This window comes from Bradyrhizobium sp. MI1.3 (assembly GCF_055811695.1).
The window spans coordinates 61,228-78,268 of record NZ_JBVVPQ010000005.1 but is presented as its reverse complement, the minus strand read 5'-3'; the positions used below and the strand labels follow the sequence as shown (position 1 = coordinate 78,268).

At 62.4% G+C, this 17,041-nt stretch carries 21 protein-coding genes; 11 read left to right on the top strand and 10 right to left on the bottom strand.

Annotated features, from left to right (window positions below; all coding sequences use genetic code 11):
• Positions 1 to 130: 130 nt before the first annotated feature.
• Positions 131 to 676 carry a fasciclin domain-containing protein gene (locus tag AC0L3A_RS04910; protein ID WP_456653497.1) on the bottom strand — a complete coding sequence of 182 codons (546 nt, stop codon included), beginning with the start codon at positions 674 to 676 and terminating at the stop codon, positions 131 to 133.
• A 284-nt stretch (positions 677 to 960) separates the two neighbouring features.
• Positions 961 to 1,428: a histidine kinase dimerization/phosphoacceptor domain -containing protein gene (locus tag AC0L3A_RS04905; protein WP_456653496.1), complete on the bottom strand. Its 468-nt coding sequence runs from the start codon at positions 1,426 to 1,428 to the stop codon at positions 961 to 963.
• 733 nt (positions 1,429 to 2,161) lie between these two features.
• Between AC0L3A_RS04905 and AC0L3A_RS04900 the strand changes: the two genes are divergently transcribed.
• From AC0L3A_RS04900 to AC0L3A_RS04890, 3 genes are all read left to right on the top strand, one after another.
• Positions 2,162 to 4,072 carry a diguanylate cyclase gene (locus AC0L3A_RS04900; RefSeq protein WP_456654280.1) on the top strand — a complete coding sequence of 637 codons (1,911 nt, stop codon included), beginning with the start codon at positions 2,162 to 2,164 and terminating at the stop codon, positions 4,070 to 4,072.
• Positions 4,073 to 4,427: 355 nt separating this feature from the next.
• A complete protein-coding gene (locus AC0L3A_RS04895; RefSeq protein ID WP_456653495.1) occupies positions 4,428 to 5,156 on the top strand; it encodes a Crp/Fnr family transcriptional regulator in 729 nt (242 codons plus the stop codon).
• Between the two features lie 149 nt (positions 5,157 to 5,305).
• Positions 5,306 to 5,461, top strand: coding sequence for a hypothetical protein (locus tag AC0L3A_RS04890; RefSeq protein ID WP_473253726.1), 156 nt, complete (start codon positions 5,306 to 5,308; stop codon positions 5,459 to 5,461).
• Positions 5,462 to 6,037: 576 nt separating this feature from the next.
• On the opposite strand, the gene AC0L3A_RS04885 is transcribed toward AC0L3A_RS04890, so the two are convergent.
• Positions 6,038 to 6,238, bottom strand: coding sequence for a hypothetical protein (locus AC0L3A_RS04885; protein ID WP_473253725.1), 201 nt, complete (start codon positions 6,236 to 6,238; stop codon positions 6,038 to 6,040).
• Between the two features lie 585 nt (positions 6,239 to 6,823).
• On the opposite strand from AC0L3A_RS04885, the gene AC0L3A_RS04880 reads away from it, so the two are divergent.
• Complete coding sequence (locus AC0L3A_RS04880; protein ID WP_473253724.1) at positions 6,824 to 7,036, top strand: hypothetical protein; 213 nt, start codon at positions 6,824 to 6,826, stop codon at positions 7,034 to 7,036.
• Between the two features lie 565 nt (positions 7,037 to 7,601).
• Here the strand turns inward: AC0L3A_RS04880 and AC0L3A_RS04875 are convergent.
• Complete coding sequence (locus AC0L3A_RS04875) at positions 7,602 to 8,207, bottom strand: PAS domain-containing protein (RefSeq protein WP_473253723.1); 606 nt, start codon at positions 8,205 to 8,207, stop codon at positions 7,602 to 7,604.
• Between the two features lie 292 nt (positions 8,208 to 8,499).
• Here AC0L3A_RS04875 and AC0L3A_RS04870 point away from each other — a divergent pair, with 292 nt between their 5' ends.
• A complete protein-coding gene (locus AC0L3A_RS04870) occupies positions 8,500 to 9,399 on the top strand; it encodes a 3'-5' exonuclease (protein WP_473253722.1) in 900 nt (299 codons plus the stop codon).
• Between the two features lie 23 nt (positions 9,400 to 9,422).
• Here AC0L3A_RS04870 and AC0L3A_RS04865 read toward each other — a convergent pair whose 3' ends face one another.
• The 4 genes from AC0L3A_RS04865 to ligD all read right to left on the bottom strand — a co-directional run bounded on the left by AC0L3A_RS04865 (position 9,423) and on the right by ligD (position 11,386).
• A complete protein-coding gene (locus AC0L3A_RS04865; RefSeq protein ID WP_473253721.1) occupies positions 9,423 to 9,644 on the bottom strand; it encodes a DUF3606 domain-containing protein in 222 nt (73 codons plus the stop codon).
• 129 nt (positions 9,645 to 9,773) lie between these two features.
• Positions 9,774 to 9,965, bottom strand: coding sequence for a hypothetical protein (locus AC0L3A_RS04860; RefSeq protein WP_473253720.1), 192 nt, complete (start codon positions 9,963 to 9,965; stop codon positions 9,774 to 9,776).
• Positions 9,966 to 10,107: 142 nt separating this feature from the next.
• Complete coding sequence (locus tag AC0L3A_RS04855) at positions 10,108 to 10,413, bottom strand: hypothetical protein (RefSeq protein ID WP_247452743.1); 306 nt, start codon at positions 10,411 to 10,413, stop codon at positions 10,108 to 10,110.
• A 34-nt stretch (positions 10,414 to 10,447) separates the two neighbouring features.
• The gene (gene ligD / locus AC0L3A_RS04850; RefSeq protein WP_473253719.1) at positions 10,448 to 11,386 is read right to left on the bottom strand and encodes a non-homologous end-joining DNA ligase; all 939 of its coding nucleotides are present in this window, start codon (positions 11,384 to 11,386) and stop codon (positions 10,448 to 10,450) included.
• A 217-nt stretch (positions 11,387 to 11,603) separates the two neighbouring features.
• Between ligD and AC0L3A_RS04845 the strand changes: the two genes are divergently transcribed.
• Genes AC0L3A_RS04845 through AC0L3A_RS04835 form a run of 3 tightly spaced genes read left to right on the top strand, consistent with a single transcriptional unit; the run spans position 11,604 to position 14,143 of the window.
• Positions 11,604 to 11,897, top strand: a complete 294-nt coding sequence (locus AC0L3A_RS04845) for a hypothetical protein (protein ID WP_473253718.1) — start codon at positions 11,604 to 11,606, stop codon at positions 11,895 to 11,897.
• Positions 11,898 to 13,580, top strand: coding sequence for a helix-hairpin-helix domain-containing protein (locus AC0L3A_RS04840; RefSeq protein WP_473253717.1), 1,683 nt, complete (start codon positions 11,898 to 11,900; stop codon positions 13,578 to 13,580).
• Complete coding sequence (locus tag AC0L3A_RS04835) at positions 13,580 to 14,143, top strand: MOSC domain-containing protein (protein WP_473253716.1); 564 nt, start codon at positions 13,580 to 13,582, stop codon at positions 14,141 to 14,143. Before AC0L3A_RS04840 ends, AC0L3A_RS04835 begins: the two co-directional genes overlap by 1 nt.
• A gap of 6 nt (positions 14,144 to 14,149) precedes the next feature.
• Here AC0L3A_RS04835 and AC0L3A_RS04830 read toward each other — a convergent pair whose 3' ends face one another.
• Together AC0L3A_RS04830 and AC0L3A_RS04825 are read right to left on the bottom strand one after the other, a co-directional pair.
• Entirely contained in the window at positions 14,150 to 14,572 is a 423-nt protein-coding gene (locus AC0L3A_RS04830; RefSeq protein ID WP_473253715.1) for a hypothetical protein, read from the bottom strand.
• A 19-nt stretch (positions 14,573 to 14,591) separates the two neighbouring features.
• On the bottom strand, positions 14,592 to 14,792 hold the full coding sequence (locus tag AC0L3A_RS04825) for a hypothetical protein (RefSeq protein ID WP_085394928.1): 201 nt from the start codon (positions 14,790 to 14,792) through the stop codon (positions 14,592 to 14,594).
• Positions 14,793 to 15,279: 487 nt separating this feature from the next.
• Between AC0L3A_RS04825 and AC0L3A_RS04820 the strand changes: the two genes are divergently transcribed.
• From AC0L3A_RS04820 to AC0L3A_RS04810, 3 genes are all read left to right on the top strand, one after another.
• Complete coding sequence (locus AC0L3A_RS04820) at positions 15,280 to 15,714, top strand: YybH family protein (RefSeq protein ID WP_085394927.1); 435 nt, start codon at positions 15,280 to 15,282, stop codon at positions 15,712 to 15,714.
• 673 nt (positions 15,715 to 16,387) lie between these two features.
• Positions 16,388 to 16,633 carry a DUF4160 domain-containing protein gene (locus AC0L3A_RS04815; protein ID WP_007591667.1) on the top strand — a complete coding sequence of 82 codons (246 nt, stop codon included), beginning with the start codon at positions 16,388 to 16,390 and terminating at the stop codon, positions 16,631 to 16,633.
• On the top strand, positions 16,614 to 16,862 hold the full coding sequence (locus AC0L3A_RS04810; RefSeq protein ID WP_007591670.1) for a DUF2442 domain-containing protein: 249 nt from the start codon (positions 16,614 to 16,616) through the stop codon (positions 16,860 to 16,862). Before AC0L3A_RS04815 ends, AC0L3A_RS04810 begins: the two co-directional genes overlap by 20 nt.
• The last annotated feature ends 179 nt before the right edge of the window (positions 16,863 to 17,041 follow it).

The window sequence follows — 17,041 nt, the reverse complement described above, 5'->3', positions numbered from 1 at the left end:
CCCCCCGGGGGCGCCGGGGGGTAGCCCAAACCTTCAAAAAATAAATATTGGCCCGTATCCTTCGCGCCACCCCCGGGGGGGGGGGGGGGGCGGGGGGGGCGGCGCCCCCCCCCCCCCCCCGCGGCCGGCGCTAACTTGCCGGCATTAGAACCTGGTTGACGACATGGATGACGCCGTTGGACTGGTTGACGTCCGCGATTGTCACGGTCGCTGCACCACCCTTTGCATCGACAATCATCACCCTGCCGCCAGACTTTTTGACCGTGAGCGGTTCGCCTTCAACCGTCATCAGCCGTTGCCCGTCCATGAGCTGGTCCGCGCTGAGCTTGCCCGGAACCACGTGGTACGTGAGAATCTTGGTCAGGGTCGCCTTGTTCTCAGGCTTGACCAACGTTTCGACCGTACCTTTTGGGAGCTTCCCGAAAGCAGCATTGGTCGGCGCGAACACCGTAAACGGACCTGGCCCAGATAGTGTATCTACCAAGCCAGCCGCCTTGACCGCTGCGACCAGAGTCGTGTGATCCTTTGATTTCACAGCGTTCGCGACGATGGTCTTGCTAGGATACATTGCGGCGCCACCGACCATGACAGTCTTGTCCTTCGCAAAGCTGACAGTGGCAGGGACCGTAACAACCATGGCGGCCATCGCCGCAGAAACAAGCAGTCGCATTTTCATAAGCTATCTCCACTTGAGGGGCGCTGCCCCTATAGGATGTGCGTGCCGATCTGGCGCTCACGCTGTCGCGACAGCCGCGGACAGCGCCAGGCTGAACCGCGTGCAAGTCCGTAACGCTCCCTTGCGGTGCGACGGATCACCGTAGACAAGGATTTTCTGCACCTGCGGTGGCGGGAGCCAGCGCCCACGCGATCTCATTGTGATCGGAGGCGAAGGCGATAAGGCCTTCTGAACCAAGGCTGCCGCCGAGATGTGCCCGGCCGTCTCGCCCGGAAATACGTATTTCAGCGAGTTGGTGACGAGCTCGTTGGTGATGATGCCGATCGCAAGCGCCTGGCTGTGCGGCAGCGAGAAATCCTCGCAGGACACCTGAAAAGCCACAGGCGCGGATGAGCCCAGCGACTCGAAGACTTTTCGACCACGTCATTCATAAAATAACGCATGTTGACGGAGCGCGCATCCTCCTTCGGCGAGAGATGGTCGTAGACCTCTGCCATCACCTGTAGCCTGCGTGCGGTCGCTTCCAGCGGGCGCGCGAGCTCTGGCCCGCCATGCCGTACCTTCAGTCGGATCATGGCCCCGAGGATCGCCAGATTGTTCTTAGTCCGGTGCGCCAGTTGCTGCAGCAGCAATGCTTTGGTCTTGTCCGCCATCATGACGCGGCGGAGCTCGATGCGCTGAAATTCGGCTACTAGCGCTGTCCCGGCTGCGGTGATCGCGAAGAGCGCGTTGGTCGACAGGTAGTCGAGCACGAGTTCACCGGGATAGGTTAGGTGGGCACCCACCATGACCCACCATGACGGCGATGACCGCGGCCAAGATGGCGGACCCGTGGTCGAAGATCAGACCCGAGATGAACACGCCCGGCAGCAGCAGGAAGAACCCTGGCGCGCGCCGGTCTGCATCTGAAGCCCCATCTGCAGCACGGCGCAGACCACCATGATGCAGGCCGAGATGCCGTAGCGAGCAACTGTCGGGATCCGATGTTCCAACGCCAGCGGGTACAGCCTGTTCATGGAGTGCAAACCGCTAGGCGGGAATTGCCGTTCCGCTCGCGCCCGCAGCAATCGTCACCCGTGGGGCGGAGGTCAATCGTGAAGGACCATGCCGCCTCCGGACCCCTCTCCCGGGCCACGCCCTCGGACCTGAGGCCGCGACGAAGCCGGCAGAGATCACCGCCAGCTGCAGACGTTCCGGGCCGGTCCAGCCCGCGAGCTTCAAAGGCAGAATGGGCACCCAGTTCGCAACACGGAGCCTTAACCGGGCGACGGCACGCTTTTCCGCGAGACAAGCGGCTTCGCCTCCGTCTGCCGTCTCAACCGGCCCCTGCGCGTTCCCAGCGCGCGGGGACCGGTCCCGCACGATCGGTGCCAGCTTCGTAGCGAGCTGCAACAAGGCATTTACCAACCCGCTACCGGATGCTGCGCAGGCAAGCCGAAGTTAAGACGTTGCTGGGAACGTGCTGCGAACGGAGCAGCCGCCTTGATGCCAACCAGCCGCAAGGAAGTGGGTAAAGCTCGCGTCCCGCTATGGGTCGCGGGCTTCGTTGCGTTGGCTTGCGTCGCCATCCTGGCCGTGAGCGGATGGCGGGAATGGGAGGCCCGTCGGGTCGATCTGAGAAACGCGGAAGTAGACATGGCCAATCTGGCCAGTTCGCTCACGCAGCACGCCGAGGACATGTTCGAGCTCGCGGACACCATCCTCGCTGGCATGGTCGATCGGATGGAGGTCGGCGGAACGAGCGCCGGCGCAGTGACCAAGATCCAGACCTTCCTTCGGGCGCGCAAATACAACAGGAAGCGCATCCGCGGCATCTTCGTGTACGACGATGCCGGCCGCTGGCTCGCCACCACCGAGGACGTCGATCCGGCCGGCCTGAACAACAGCGACCGCGACTACTTCCAGCAGCATCGCACATCTGCCGACCGCGGCACGCTGATCGGCCGACCTGTCAAAAGCCGTTCGGGCGGCCAGTGGATCATCACCGCGTCTCGGCGGTTCAATCATCCGGACGGCAGTTTCGCGGGCGTGGTGCTGACGAGCATCGACGTCGCGTACTTCGCCGAATTCTACAAGCAGTTCGATATCGGTCCAAACGGCGCGGTGTCCCTGCTCAGCGCCGACGGAATCATGTTGGCGCGCAGCGGCGACGACCAGGGCACCTACGTGGGACGGGACCTGTCCAAAACACCGCTCTTTTCGAATTTGCACAAGGGACCGAATGCCGGCGTCTCCTACTTCAAGTCTCCGCTCGACGGGCGGCAACGTCTGAGTTTCTATCGGCTGAGCACCCGTTATCCGATCCTGACCGTCGCCACCAAGGCAGAGGACGACGTTCTCGAGCCGTGGCGTCGACAGGCCGCGGTGCGCATGAGCATCGTCACCGGACTGACGCTGGCGATCGCGCTGATCGGGTTTTTTCTGGTGCGCTACCTCTCGCAGCGGCAACGCATGGCGGTGGCGTTGGTGGCCAAGGAGGCGGACTTTCGCCTGTTGGCCGAGCAGTCGAGCGACATCGTCATGCGCATCGGTTTGGACGAGCGAATCCTTTACGTCTCGCCATCCTGCACGCGCGTTCTCGGGTGGGAGCCTACCAAATTGCTTGGCACGCCGGCGCTCGCGGGGATCAATCCTGAGGATCGTCCCCGGGTGGAGCAGGCGATCACATCCCTCAAGATGGGCGAAGCCGAAGAGGCGCGGATCATCTACCGGACCCGCACCCGGGCAAAGAACGAGATCTGGGTCGAGACGGCGCTGCGGGTCACCCGCTCCGCGCTCGGCAACGAGATCGACGGGGTGGTCGCCATCTCACGTGACATGACCGAGCAAAAGGATCTGCAGGACAAGCTGGCGGCGCTTGCCACCTCTGACGGTCTGACGGGACTGGCAAACCGCCGCCACTTCGACGAACGTCTTGCCGAGGAATGGGCCCGGGCCAAGCGCGATGGAAAGCCGCTTTCCTTGCTGCTGATCGACGTGGACCACTTCAAGAAGTTCAACGACCAATATGGACATCAGGCGGGCGATGCCTGCCTGCGCTCGCTGGGCAGGATTTTGGCCGAGCAGGTTCGTAGGCCCGCCGACTTGGCGGCTCGGTACGGCGGCGAGGAGTTCGCGCTTTTGCTGCCCAACACCGGCGCGGAGGGATGCGTCGAGGTGAGTGAGCGAGTTCGGAAGGCGTTGCGCGAACTCAGCATGCTGCACGCTCTAAATCTTCCTTCCAAGCTCGTCACGGTCAGCCTCGGAGGCACCACCAACACCCCCATCCAAGGTATGACCGAAGATGCCCTTGTCGCGACGGCAGACCGGGCGCTCTATGCGGCCAAGGAAAGCGGTCGCGATCGGCTGGTGATGGCAGGTCAGGTTATCCCTTGGCCCGGCGCAAAGACCGCATGAGCCCAGGCGCCTGAGCGCCATCCACCCGAAGGCGATCCCCGTGCCCGACGGCGCCGGAAGAGGTCGAGACCTGGGCTGCCGAACGCGAATGAAGCAGGATCCGGCATCCGACTTAGCGCTGCGGATCCATGGTCGTTACGCAGTTGTTGCGGCGCTTTCTTAACTTGGATCAATGCGTTGGCGCTAAACTGGCCAAAAGTACCGTCTGAGGCGCACAGGACCTGTTTCTTTCCGGCTAAGTTAGTTTCTATCGCCGGCAGATACCATTGGGCGCCGGCGCTGAGAGTTCAAGCGGGCTCCCGCCTATCAGGCCGGGAGTGGCGTGTCGTCATTCAGGTCGCACGAGGGTGATCCGATGCCGGCAAATCTTGCGTCAGCGCTCATTACCAAACTCGCTGTGTCGAACCATCTGGATGGCGAGGACATCCGCGCCATTCAGGGCCTGCGCATTCGTGAGCGGCATCTCGGCGCCCGTGAAATTATTGTCGCGGATGGCGTTCGTCCGGGCGAGTGCTGCTTGATCGTTGAGGGGTTTGCCTTCCGCTCGAAAACCACCGCCGACGGAGAGCGACAAGTCCTGTCCTTGCATATTCCCGGTGACATACCTGACCTTCAAAGCCTTCACCTCGGGATCATGGACCACGATCTGGTCAGCCTTTCGCCTTGCACGCTGGGGTTCATTTCGCACACCGAGCTGACGGAAGTGACGGCACGACACCCGCACCTGGCCGCTGCCTTGTGGCGAGAGACGCTGATCGATGGTTCTATCTTCCGCGAATGGATCGTGAATGTCGGGCGGCGGCCCGCGCTGCAGCGAATGGCTCACCTGTTGATGGAAGTGCACGAGCGGCTTCAAGCAATCGGGCGCACTCGGGGGGGAGAGTTTAGCTTGCCCATCACTCAAATTGACCTTGGCGATTGTTTGGGACTTTCAGTGGTCCATACGAACCGTACCCTTCAAGCTCTGCGCGGGGAACGGTTGGTGGAAACGGACAGATCGGGCTTCAACTTGCTCGATGAGGAGCGGTTGAAAGACTTGGCAGGGTTCGATCGGACCTATCTCCATCTGACGCCAAGCGGTTAGCGCGATGTCCGGGTGAAGCGTAGATCGGTTGATCGTCATTCGGTCTTCACTGGATCCTAATTTGATTGGTTTTCCTTCGCCTGTTGTTTTTGGAACGTTACGATCATTTGTTAATTGAGGAACCTTGTAGACCCGCAACGGGGCGGCCTATGTGTGAGAAGTGCATCGATCTCGACCAGAAGATCGAACGGTATCGAGAGATGGCTTCTCGCGTGAATGACGCGATTGCGACCAGAGGGATTGGCGAACTAATCGCGGAGCTGATCGCCAAGAAGGCCGAACTGCACCCCGATCAGGAAGAGTGAGCGCCCCATGGCGGAGACCAACAAGGGAACCACCTCCTCCTTCCACTCCCTCCCGGGAGGATAAAGGCCGGCGGATCCTGCAAGAGCAAATTGGCGACCAGAACTGAGATTTGCGACCCGTGTCGCTTGTGATACGTTAGCAGCCATCACGGGCCATGATCCAAGGCGCCCGTTGACTGAGAGACGCCACAGCGCTCCCGCCTCGAAACGGAAGGGCGCCTTGTGCCAGAACGATTCAGCCCCGAAACTCACGCACTCTTGGACCGCGCTCAACGCGCGATGGACGAAGCTGCCTCGCTTCGCGAAATGATCCGCATGCAGCGATCAGATGCCGAGCGGCAATCATTGCAGCTTGAGATGATGCGCTATCGCAAGCACGACCACCAGGTAAGAAACGAGTAAGGCCGCCTCGGTGGGCGCAACTTTCTTAGCCGGCAAGCGACTTCCAGTTCTGGCCCATCTGCGACCTCGGAGGCGATCCACTCTTGGGCAGGTGTTGACGGCAAACCGGACATGGCTCTTGTCGCTACACGCCTTAGAGGCCGGGCGGCGCCGCCGCACTGCTTGAGAGCAGCGTCAATGCCGCACGACTGGCGCCTCGCGAAGTGCACTCCTGCCGATCTCCTTCAGCCCGTCGACCGATGTCTCGCCCTTGCTGGCGGCTTCGAGGATCATGGAGGCGACGTGGGTGCGGGCAGAGGTCTCATAGCGTGACACGCTCTCGCACACTTCGTCGAGGACCGCGCGCAAAAGCGCGGTGGTTTCAGAATCGAACATTGGAGGTCTCCCCCAGCGAAAGCGGGATCTTGCATGAACCCGCCCAGACTGCGATTCACGCAAGTTAGTGATGACGAAAAATTCTGCGCGAGGACGAGGAGGAATGAGCGTGGCCTCGCCTTTTGGGGGCTGGGGGGCTTGGGGGCGGAGCCACGCAGGCCATGCATTCGCGCGGGCCCACCACATCAACGGTATCCGGCCGAGCCCGTTCCATGTTCGACACCAAGACCACGCGCGGCTCGAACGCCTACGGCTCCGGAGGGCGTAGCGGGCCGTCCGCCCACTTGCGGGCGGCGGGGTCGCGTAGCGGGTCATCGTTGCAATTGGTGCAGACGTACCGCGGCGGCCGTTCTGAAGCTTCGTCGGACATAGCTTTCATCGGCTTGCCGCACGTCGGGCACGCCTTCCGGATCGGATGGAGCATGGCCATCTATTTTTCCCCTGCGATGGCACTCTAGTTCAGCCGAGATCGCGAGCTCAAGCTGGCCGATAAAAATTAGGTCGGGTTCACGCACTGTTGCGCGCCTTCTTGACTCCACCGCCGCACAGCACTCAACTCTGGGCAGTGATGTTGAGGGGCGTGTCATGGAGCAGGAGTTCTACCGAGGTCTGGCCCAAAGGGTCCGGGGTATGGCCGAGAAGGCTGATCCGTTCACCCGGCGTCGTCTCCTGGATCTCGCCAAGCGGTATGACAGCAGGGGAGGCCAGCCCTCGGCGTCCGGACCGACCGAGCGGCCGCTGCCGGCTTCTCCCACGACGCCGCCTGTTTCGAGCTTCTCCGGACCCGGCGAGGCGTGACGCCCACACCCGTGTCGTTCTTGATGGTGCCGCACCGCGCACCCGATGAAGCCTGGCGCCGCAGCGCGCGAGAGATCTGCCGACAGACGCTTCCCCAGGGCCAAGCTCACGTACCCAGCCGGTGGTCCTGGCCTCACCGGCGAGGATTTGATGCCGTGAGCGGGTGGTGCGGCATCGCGTTGCCCTCTGAACTCGCTCCTAGCGCCTTGGAAGGGGGTCCCGGAAGGCGCGGCGCCTTGCCTCGGTAACGAGCTGCCGCGTAGGCCACCCTTCCGGCACGTTGTGCTCGGCAGCCCCGCGTAGGCGAGTGAGCTCCGACCACGCCAGGGCGGCGGTGATCCATCTCTGCCGCTCTGCGCCCGTGGCTTCGGCGGCAAGCTTCATGGCCGCGGCGGCCTCGCGCTTGGGGTCGTACGGGGGATCCATGGATGCAATTATAGCTGCAGATCGTAAACGATCACGCCCCAGTGGGACCGTAGCAATCCGGGTCGGCACCATACGCCGGGGCTGTCGAGCCGTCTGGAGATGCCCGCCCGGCGGGCCCCATTCTTAGCCGCGCATCCGGCTAAGAAGTGCGGTGCGCTTCCCGCTCCTCGCGTGTCGATTGCGATGATTGCCGGAGACCCCCTGAAGCGTAGATGCGGATTGCGCAGGATACGTCCGTTTTCCATTCGAAGTGTCGGATGACGGTCTCGCGGTCGAACGATCCCGCCATGCTGATCAGTTGAAGCGACCCAACCATTTGCTCGACCCGGCCTTCCCTTCCCAAAGGCAGGAGCAAGCGCTCGCAATCGATCGCATGGCCGCCGCTGTTGTAAGTCGAAAACACATTGTAGATGGCGCAGCCGCTGGACACGCATTGTTCGGCGGCGGCTAGACCGAACTCCTTCAACGCCGGCGGCAGAACCTCGTCCATCGATTTCCCGGCCCAGCTCGAATTGAAGACCTCTCCTACGCTGGCGCCTTGGTAAAGCGCTCGAAACGTGTGCCCGTCTGCCCGGCGCTCAACACTCCAGATGATCAGTTGTTTTGGATCATGCAGGCGCGCTTCCGGCCTGAACTGATCGAGCGAAGGGAAGCGCAGATCGCCGGCCGTGCGTGCCCAGTACCGGCACATGGCCTGCTGACTGATGGACTTCACATCGGCGAATGAACCGTCGGTGTACTGCATGGCCCCGAAACCTACACGCCACAGCGTTAACGCGCCGTAGTGCGACCAGCCTTCAGCCCGCTAAACAAGCGGGGAAGACGGCTCAGCGGCGGCGCCTTGGCAGTGGCCCGGCTGCGCCACATCGTACCGCTCGCGCTAGGCAGCCGCGCTGCGCGAGCGCACCTGCAAGACGACCCAACTGCTCCGACACGCCCGAAAAGCCCGTGAATTGCTTGTCTTTCAGATATCCCGTGACCGGCGCTCCCGATATTGTGGGGCCTCACATGACTACCTCGTCGGCTCACGAGAAGAGATGTTTCAAGACGCATCGGATCTGGCCGTGATGGCCGAGGCCTTGAGCCAGTCGACGGACTACCGGGTGCTGCGGCGCCTGGTGCCGCGGCCGACGTCGATGCCGGCCTCCGGACGGGAAACCAAGATCGGCATCCTGCTCGACACCGAGACGACCGGTCTTGATCACGCCACGCACGAGATCATCGAGCTCGGGATGGTCAAATTCGATTACACCCCGGATGGCAGGATCGTCGGGGTCAGGGATACTTTCTCCGCCTTCAACGAGCCCACTGCGCCGATCCCACCCGAGGTGATCGCGCTCACCGGCATCACCGATGATATGGTGGCAGGTCACAAAATCGACGAGGCAGCTGTGAACGCCTTCGTCGATGAATCCGTGGTCCTGGTCATCGCGCATAACAGTGGATTCGATCGGAAGTTTTCCGAACGCTACTGGCCCGTCTTCGAGCGGAAGGCATGGGCATGCTCCGCGACCGAGGTCGATTGGCGGCAGCACGGCTTCGAGGGAGCGAAGCTCGGCTACCTTCTGAATGGCGCCGGCTATTTCCACCAGGCGCACCGTGCGGTTGACGACTGTCACGCGCTGCTCGAGATCTTGGACTTCGACCTACCAACGACAGGCGCGCCCGCGCTCGCTGTCCTGCTCCAGAGCGCACGGCAGAAGACCGTCCGGATCTGGGCCGAACAGTCGCCGTTCGAACTCAAGGATTCGCTGAAGCGCCGCGGCTATCGTTGGAGCGACGGCACGGACGGTCGGCCAAAGTCCTGGTACGTCGACGTCCGCGAGTCCGCGCTGGACACCGAGCTCGCGTTTCTCCAGACCGAGATCTACCTGCGCGACGTGGAGCCGCGCCTGCAGACGCTGACCGCCTTCACCCGCTTTTCCAGCCGAATCTGACGACCTTGCTTGGACGCCTCTGCCTAGCGGGCGAGACGCTTCTCGACACGCTTGCGGCTATTGCCGACCTTCTTCACGGCCTTCTTCACCGCTGATGCCGAGCGGCCGGTTTTCTTGGCTTCATATCGCACTTCATAGTCCTGACCTTTTGCCACTTGCGCGCGGTCCTGTTTGCGTCCACGTGCCGTCTTCTTCTTCGCTGCTATTTGCTTCTCCGTCTGCGAAACTATGGCGGTGCAACGCATCAAGGATTCGCCGGGTTCCCTCAAAGAAGCTGTGGGTGGCGAGGCGAACGACCATGGAGCGATGCAGCATCTGGTCCTTCAGGTGGGATCAGCGACCGGATGGCACATGTCTAGCCTGCCCAATGCCGGTCAGTGGCCGCTTGGATGGTCATGCATGATGGGAGCCCATCCGTCGAGCAACAGGCCGTCCCAAGCCACGACGCCTTCATCCGTCGCCCCGTACTCGCGAAACATCGATGCCCATTGAGGATTCCATTCAAAGATCTGGTCGTTGACTTTGTCGTGGACGCGACAGGGCATATCGGGATCGAATGTGTCCATCGGATTCATGCAGTAAGCGTCTGCTTGTCTCTCGCCGAGACTTCATCTTCGCCGGGTTTTCTTTTCCGGGACCCCGCCGGGACCGAGTTCTTAGCGCTGGATGTCATTTCGGCGCGCGGGCTCCTCATCGGCTAATCGGGCGTCATTCCATCCTTGCCTTGTCCTTCAGGTCGCGGATCCGGATCTCAGCCTCCTCCTTCGAGGTGACGATCTCCGACTCATCCGGCACGCGCGCTATCGCGCTGAGCCTTTTGAGTTCGGCGAGTTGTTCTGCGGTGGGCTTTTCCATTTTCGATTCCTCGACCGCCTGCACGACCGCTTCGTCGTCGAGCACGTCCAGCAGCTGATTTATGGTTCGCTCGCAATCTCTAGGACCCGGCTCAACATACCGGGCCAGAATCGTCTGTGCCTCTGCCAATGCCTTCGAAACTCGCCTTTCCGGATCCATGGCCGGTACTCCACGCACACGCAGGAAAACGCGGCTATGAACGGCGCGTTCCTCTACTCAGTCCTTTGAATGAGCTGGCGCGCAGAAGACCTTCGGAGGTGATGTCGCGGTACTCGATGTCGGCATAGAACTTGGGCTCGACCCAGGTGGCCTTGGGCTTACGGATGGTCTTCGTCAGCTTCTGCTTCGGACTGACTACCGTATCGAGCGCCTTGCGGATTTGCGCCGATGTGGTTCGATTCCATCCCGTGCCGACCTTCCCCATGTAGAGCAGGTCCTTGCCTTCCTTTTTGCCCAGATAGAGAGCGGCCACCCCGGAAGGGTCTTTGACGAAGCCGACCACGGGGAATTTGCCTTTTCGGACGACTTTGATCTTCCGCCAGGCCTCGACCCTCTCCGAGCGATACGGCGCATCCACACGCTTGGAGACGATACCCTCGTAGTTCAACTTGCTGGCGGCGGCGAACAGGGCCTGGCCGTCCCCTTCGTGATGCTCGCTGTAGAAGATGGGCTCTTCGAGCTTGTGCTGCTCGATCAGCTCCTTGAGCTGCCTCTTCCGCTCGATCTGGGGCTCTCTGCGCAGGTCCTTCCCGTCGAGCCACAGCAGGTCGAACGCGAAGTAGATCAGACGGTCCTGATCGCCGCGGCCGAGGTCGGCCTGCAGCTCGGAGAAGTTCGTGCGTCCCTCATGAATGACGACAACCTCGCCGTCGACGATGGCCTGCCCTTCGAGATCGAAAGCGCCAGCTATCCTCGAGAACTTGCTGATCCAATCGTAGCCGTTGCGCGTGTAGGCTCGCCGATCATCCCCGTCGATGCGGAGCTGGATGCGGTAGCCGTCATATTTGATTTCGTGAATCCACTGCGCTCCCGAAGGCGCCTTGCCCTTCAGGGTCGCCAATTGGGGGCTGATGAACCCCGGCATTCGAGCGGCTTCCGGTTTGGCGGCCGGTGCCTTGATACGCTTCGCCACGCTACGCCACTCACAAAAAAACCACCGCGGGTTAGGGCCGACGGCGGGCGCTCTACCTACCTTACTCACGATAATTGTAACATCGGGGGCGGTGAGGTGTTCCGGCAAACGCCTTCGGTCCGCGCCCTTGATCGCGGTGGCCACGCCCAGTCCTCAATGACGACCCGGCAGCCGTCAATCTGGCCGATGCCGACTGAACTAGCGGAGATTGCCTGCGTTGACTGATATCATGTCGGACGCTTTTGATTACTTCCGCGCCTACGCCGTCCGGGCTCTTTGCAAAGCCCGATCGCTGCCGCGCGGCAGAATGAAGCATCTGCAGCTGGTTGCGGGGCGAATTTACAATCTCCTCAAGCAAGAGGCCGCCTACCGTCCGAACACGCAGCATCTTGAGGACTTCCGGGCAGCGCAGAAACTTGAGGCATCTCTCGATCGCGGGCGCGATGACGGCCCACCCGCTAAAAGAGCCTTTGCTCCGGTGAGGCCGGGCGCGGAACGGGAGGCTCGTTGAGTGGCTTCCGTTGACGTTCGCACCATCGTCAGTCTCCTGCGAGAATACGGACAGCGGACGGCGTTGCGTGGCGGCAACCCGTACAGGGCGAAAGCCTACACGCGGGCCGCGGACAGCCTGGCAGCCCTTGCCGTCCCTCTGGACGTGCTCATCGCCGAAGACCGGCTTACGGAAATCCCCGGCGTCGGCGAGGCGATCGCCGACATTATCCTCAAGCTTCACAAGACGGGCTCTCATCCGAGCCTTGAGAAGCTCCGGAAGGAGATACCCGAGGGCGTGCTCGAGATGCTCGCCGTTCCTGGCCTCCGCCCCGAGAAGGTGCTGCGGCTCTACAAGGATCTCGGCATCACCTCGCTCTCCGAGTTGGAGGCCGCCGCCAAGGACGACCGCATCAAGAAGGCCAAAGACCTCGGCGCCGCGCTGCAGACCAAGATCCTGCAAAATCTGGCCATCGCCAAAAGTGGAGAAGGTCGCCTCCATCTGCACCGTGCCGCCGCCCTGCTCGAGCACGCCAAGGATTCGCTCCGCAAGGCTCGGCCGGAGCTCAAGCGCGTGACGATCGCAGGCGACTTCCGCCGCGGCTGCGAACTCGTCGGCGACCTCACGATCGTTGCGGAGGCTGTCAAGATCGAGAAGGTGGCGAATGCTTCGGCGGCGGACGGACTGCAAATCCGCTTGTCCGACCGCAACCACTTCGGGGCCGCCCTTCTTTTCGGCACCGGCTCAGCCGCTCACATTGAACAGCTCCAGGCTTTGGCCGCGGAGAAAGGAATGCGGCTGGAGAGCGACGGGTTGCACAAGGGTCGCACCCTAATCGCCGGCGACGAAGCCCAGATCTATAGTGCCCTCGGCCTGCCGTTCATCGCTCCTGAACTCCGTGAGGGCCGCGGCGAGGTCGAGCTGGCGCTGAAGGGCAAGCTGCCGAAGCTCGTCACTGACAAGGACCTGCGCGGAATCCTTCATTGCCACACCGATGCCTCCGACGGCACGGAGACCTTGGAGACAATGGCCAAGGCCACGCGCCAGCGCGGCTTCGAGTATTTCGGGGTCGCTGACCACTCCAAGTCCGCGCACTACGCAGGCGGTCTCTCGGAGGAAGAGATCGCGCAGCAGCACCGGGACGCGGACCGGTTGAATAAGCGGTTCGGCAAGGAGTTCCGGATCCTCAAAGGCATCGAGTCAGACATTCTGGCCGACGGCTCGCTGGACTACCCGGATGACGTGCTGGAACGCTTCGACTTCGTGGTTGCGAGCATCCACGGCCGCTTCAAACTCGACCGCAAGGCCCAGACGCAGCGGCTGCGGCGCGCCATCGCCAATCCTTACACCACCATCATCGGCCACATGACCGGGCGCCAGCTCCAGCGGCGGCCAGGCTACGAAATCGATGTCGAGAAGGTGCTACGCGCCTGTGCCAAGCACGACGTCGTGGTCGAGATCAACGCCCACCCGTGGCGCCTCGACCTGGATTGGCGCTGGCATCGGGCCGCCCTCGAGTTCGGCTGCATGATGAGCATCAATCCGGATGCGCACTCGATCCCCGAGCTCGACCACATGCACTGGGGCGTCGAGATGGCTCGGAAGGGCGGTGTCCCCGCCGACCGGGTCCTGAACGCGATGGCTCTTCCGGAGATCACGCGCTACCTCCGCCAGAAGCGGCGCTCGTTCGCCCGGGCGGCCTGATGCAGCAAGGGCACGGCTTCTCGCTGGAGGGCACCGTGGTCGCAGTTGCCGCCGATCGCGGTCACCACTTCAGCAAACCGCCGCAGGACTGGATCATGCTGGTGGAAGGCCATGGCGTCGAAGGCGACGCCCACGCCGGCGCGTTCGTCAAGCACCGGTATCTCGCCCGCCGACAGCCGCGCCTACCCAATCTCCGGCAGGTTCACCTGATCCCGTCCGAGCTCTTCGCCTCCCTCTCGGACGCGGGCTTTGAAGTGCGACCTGGAGAGCTCGGCGAGAACATCACCACTGCCGGCCTGGACCTCGAGCGGATGCCGCTCGGGACCCTCATCGAGCTTGGACCCGCTGCGATCGTGGAGCTGACCGGCCTCAGGACGCCCTGTGTCCTCATCGACCGCTTCCAGGCCGGCTTGAAACAGCAGGTGCTGTCGTCGGCGGAAACGGGCCCTCCATTCAAATGCGGGGTGCTGGGCGTGGTCAGGGCCGCCGGAGCGATCGCGGCTGGCTATAGCGCGCGGGTTCGGCTCCCGTCCTCGCCATTTCACGCCTTGCCGGCTCTGTAGGTCACTTCAGGAGGCGTTCGCCCTCGCTCGTTCGCGCGCCTCGCGCCGCCGTTCGCGGCGTTCGCGCCGCCGCTTGGCCCGGTCGACGGGTTGCCGCAGCGGAGGAACCTGCGGCGTAGCGATCGTCGCAGTCGTAGCCTCGTCGACCAAGGGCCCTTGGATCGGTGCGGGCGCAGCGGGGCGCGTTTCCATGAACTCGAGCACCGCCCGCCCTTTAGGCGTGATCTGCCATCCGCCGCTGATGCGTTCGACCAGGCCGTGGGAAAAGATGTCGAGATCGGGCACCCGCGCGGCGAGGCGCTTGGTCCGGTCCGCCCAATCGCGGCCACTGGTCGCCAGGATGGCCATGTCGCGCTTGAGGTCCTCCATGACGGCGAAGCCATCCGGATAGCTCACCAGGATCTTCAGGACCGTGACCTGGAAGTTCACATCCGACGCCCTCGTCCGCCTACCGCCACATGGTAGGTGCTTCGGTCAGCGCCTGACGTCCGATCTGCTTGAGCTGGTCCGGAGACGTGGCGCCCCTGGTCACGGCTTCCAGAATTTTCGAGGCCACGTGGGTACGGGTGCCGGTCTCGGTCCGGGAAACGCTTTCGCAGACCTCGTCCAACACCGCGCGTAAAACCGCGGTCGTAGCAGGATCGAACATGGGAGACCCCCATCAGAAAATTAGCTCACGACGTCAAAATCAAGAGTGCTGCAAACCCCGCGAATTCTTACCTTCTAACCCACCCTTGGCAAGAGGGAGAGTGCGGCTCGGCAGCATTCGGCTGCGACGATGCGCCGTCCGATCCGTCGCCTGCCTTCGTTGACCGGGCAGGTCGCTCTCGGCAGAAGCCGCAAGACCGCCGGGCGGCCACGGAGCCGCGGCTCGATCGAAACGGCCAGGCTCAGAAGTGGAAGCGCAGGTTCGGCACGGTCGGGGTCCGGGGCAGCTTCTAGCCGTTGGCTGCCCTTCGCCCAGAACGCCGAGGGGCAGATTTCGGGACGCGAGCCGATCAGCGCAATCGGCCCGGCGAATGCGGCAGTCGACCAACACGGACCTTTGAAATCCCGACACTCGATGGATCGTGTACAGTGAGACAACGCTCGATTGATCAGAGCGATCAATCGACGGTCAATGCGACGGAGGGAGCATGGCGTTCAGATCAGCGACTTTTATCCTTTCCCTGCTGCTCGCCATTCCGCGCATCTCGATTGCGGGAGAGACGCTTGATGCTGCCGCCATGGACGAGATGCACAAGCAGTTTTCGGAAGCGTACAATCGCGGTGATCTGGATGCCATGGCCGCGGCATTTACCGAGAACGCCGTGCGGGTGACGCCCAGCGGCATCTTTCAAGGCAGGGACGCCATTCGCCAGAGCTTCGGCGACGCTCTCAAGCTCGGGCTGCATGACTATTCGGTTCAAAGAACCCTGTCGCGCTCCGAGGGCGCATTCGTCTTCAACGCGGGAACATGGCAGGCCAAGGTAGGAGACCGGCCGTTTCACGGTTATTACTCGTCCATCCTCGCCAGCGAAAATGGACGACCGAAGATCATCGAAGAAACGGTTGCAGTGGCGGCCCCCTGATCGTCTCCCGGAGATCGGCAGAAGCGGGATTCCGACTTTCCGTTTCTGCCGCGGTCGAGCCCGGTACGTCCGATCTCGGATGCAGAAACGAACACGCCTACTTCACCGGCTTTCCTCGGCGTCGGTACTCGTCCCGATCGAGAACCGCTCGTTTCCGAATGCTTCTTCGCCTCCCGCTCTGCTGCCCGGGCTTGGAACGCACCGTCCCCGGACGCGCCGAATTTGCCCGAGGTTAACGGCCGAATCGGCCGCGCGAGTGGTACACAGCGGTGGTCACAAAACTCGGCCGGGCTCTTTAGGAATCCTTGTTTTCTGCGGGTTTTCGCGCATTTTCGGCATGGGGGGAGAGATTCCCACTCTCTCCCCTACCGTTCCTCGTCTCGATCATCTGACCAGCATCCGGAACTCGCCTCGCGCGCTGCCTTGCGCTTTCCGTTGGGAGCTTTCGCGACCTGCGTCGTGATTGTTGCGTCGGCGCTTCAAATGCCGAGAAATTAGCATCTATGCCCACTCGGCCATCGTCCAAAGCGGAGCGCCCACACTGCTCACGGGCGCACTATCCTGTGAATCGCGGGCTGGTCGCAGAAAAGTTCGTTTGGCTGGCTCTATAAAACAAGGGGTCGAAAACTTCGATCACGGGCTTTCTTTGGTGAAAGCCAGACCGGAGGCATTGATGCCAGTTGCATTACGCCAGGGCGGCTTGCGTTACTACTTCTTCTCAAATGAGGGGCAGCCACCCGAGCTGCCCCATATTCATGTCAAAGGCGGCGGCCGGGACGCCAAGATTTGGCTTGAGCCTGGCATATCAATAGCCGACAGTTATGGCTTCAATCCGCGGGAACTTTCGAATATCCTGCGCGTCGTGGAAGACAATCGCGATCTTCTCCTGAAGGCCTGGCATGACCATTTCGGCAACTAGCGTTCGCTTCGACGAACACACGATGTGGGTCGAACTGTCCGATGGAAGGACACTCGGGATCCCGCTTGCGTGGTTTCCGCGCCTGCTCCATGCAACGCCAGACGAACGCAACCAGGTCGAGCTCAGCCGCGTCGGCCTGCACTGGGAAGCGCTTGACGAAGATATCTCCGTTGCCGGCCTTCTCGCGGGACGCGGCGATGTCACGCGCTCCCCGGAACACGCCGCCTAAGTGGCCGATCCGCCCTGCGGATGCGTCGCCCGGAAGCTGCAGGCAAGCCCGAGGTCTACGACAGCGACATGTGCTCGGTATTGCGGCGACAGCACGTAGGATGGGTGGAGCGAAGCGATACGCATTGCCGCCAAATCCACAGAAGGGATGGGTTTCGCAAGGGCTCAACCCATCCTACG

Coding starts and splice junctions, on each gene's coding strand:
- AC0L3A_RS04910 (WP_456653497.1), bottom strand. CDS start 676: ATGAAAATGCGACTGCTTGTTTCTGCGGCGATGGCCGCCATGGTTGTT.
- AC0L3A_RS04900 (WP_456654280.1), top strand. CDS start 2,162: ATGCCAACCAGCCGCAAGGAAGTGGGTAAAGCTCGCGTCCCGCTATGG.
- AC0L3A_RS04895 (WP_456653495.1), top strand. CDS start 4,428: ATGCCGGCAAATCTTGCGTCAGCGCTCATTACCAAACTCGCTGTGTCG.
- AC0L3A_RS04890 (WP_473253726.1), top strand. CDS start 5,306: ATGTGTGAGAAGTGCATCGATCTCGACCAGAAGATCGAACGGTATCGA.
- AC0L3A_RS04885 (WP_473253725.1), bottom strand. CDS start 6,238: ATGTTCGATTCTGAAACCACCGCGCTTTTGCGCGCGGTCCTCGACGAA.
- AC0L3A_RS04880 (WP_473253724.1), top strand. CDS start 6,824: ATGGAGCAGGAGTTCTACCGAGGTCTGGCCCAAAGGGTCCGGGGTATG.
- AC0L3A_RS04875 (WP_473253723.1), bottom strand. CDS start 8,207: ATGCAGTACACCGACGGTTCATTCGCCGATGTGAAGTCCATCAGTCAG.
- AC0L3A_RS04870 (WP_473253722.1), top strand. CDS start 8,500: ATGTTTCAAGACGCATCGGATCTGGCCGTGATGGCCGAGGCCTTGAGC.
- AC0L3A_RS04865 (WP_473253721.1), bottom strand. CDS start 9,644: ATGCGTTGCACCGCCATAGTTTCGCAGACGGAGAAGCAAATAGCAGCG.
- AC0L3A_RS04860 (WP_473253720.1), bottom strand. CDS start 9,965: ATGGACACATTCGATCCCGATATGCCCTGTCGCGTCCACGACAAAGTC.
- AC0L3A_RS04855 (WP_247452743.1), bottom strand. CDS start 10,413: ATGGATCCGGAAAGGCGAGTTTCGAAGGCATTGGCAGAGGCACAGACG.
- AC0L3A_RS04835 (WP_473253716.1), top strand. CDS start 13,580: ATGCAGCAAGGGCACGGCTTCTCGCTGGAGGGCACCGTGGTCGCAGTT.
- AC0L3A_RS04825 (WP_085394928.1), bottom strand. CDS start 14,792: ATGTTCGATCCTGCTACGACCGCGGTTTTACGCGCGGTGTTGGACGAG.
- AC0L3A_RS04820 (WP_085394927.1), top strand. CDS start 15,280: ATGGCGTTCAGATCAGCGACTTTTATCCTTTCCCTGCTGCTCGCCATT.
- AC0L3A_RS04815 (WP_007591667.1), top strand. CDS start 16,388: ATGCCAGTTGCATTACGCCAGGGCGGCTTGCGTTACTACTTCTTCTCA.
- AC0L3A_RS04810 (WP_007591670.1), top strand. CDS start 16,614: ATGACCATTTCGGCAACTAGCGTTCGCTTCGACGAACACACGATGTGG.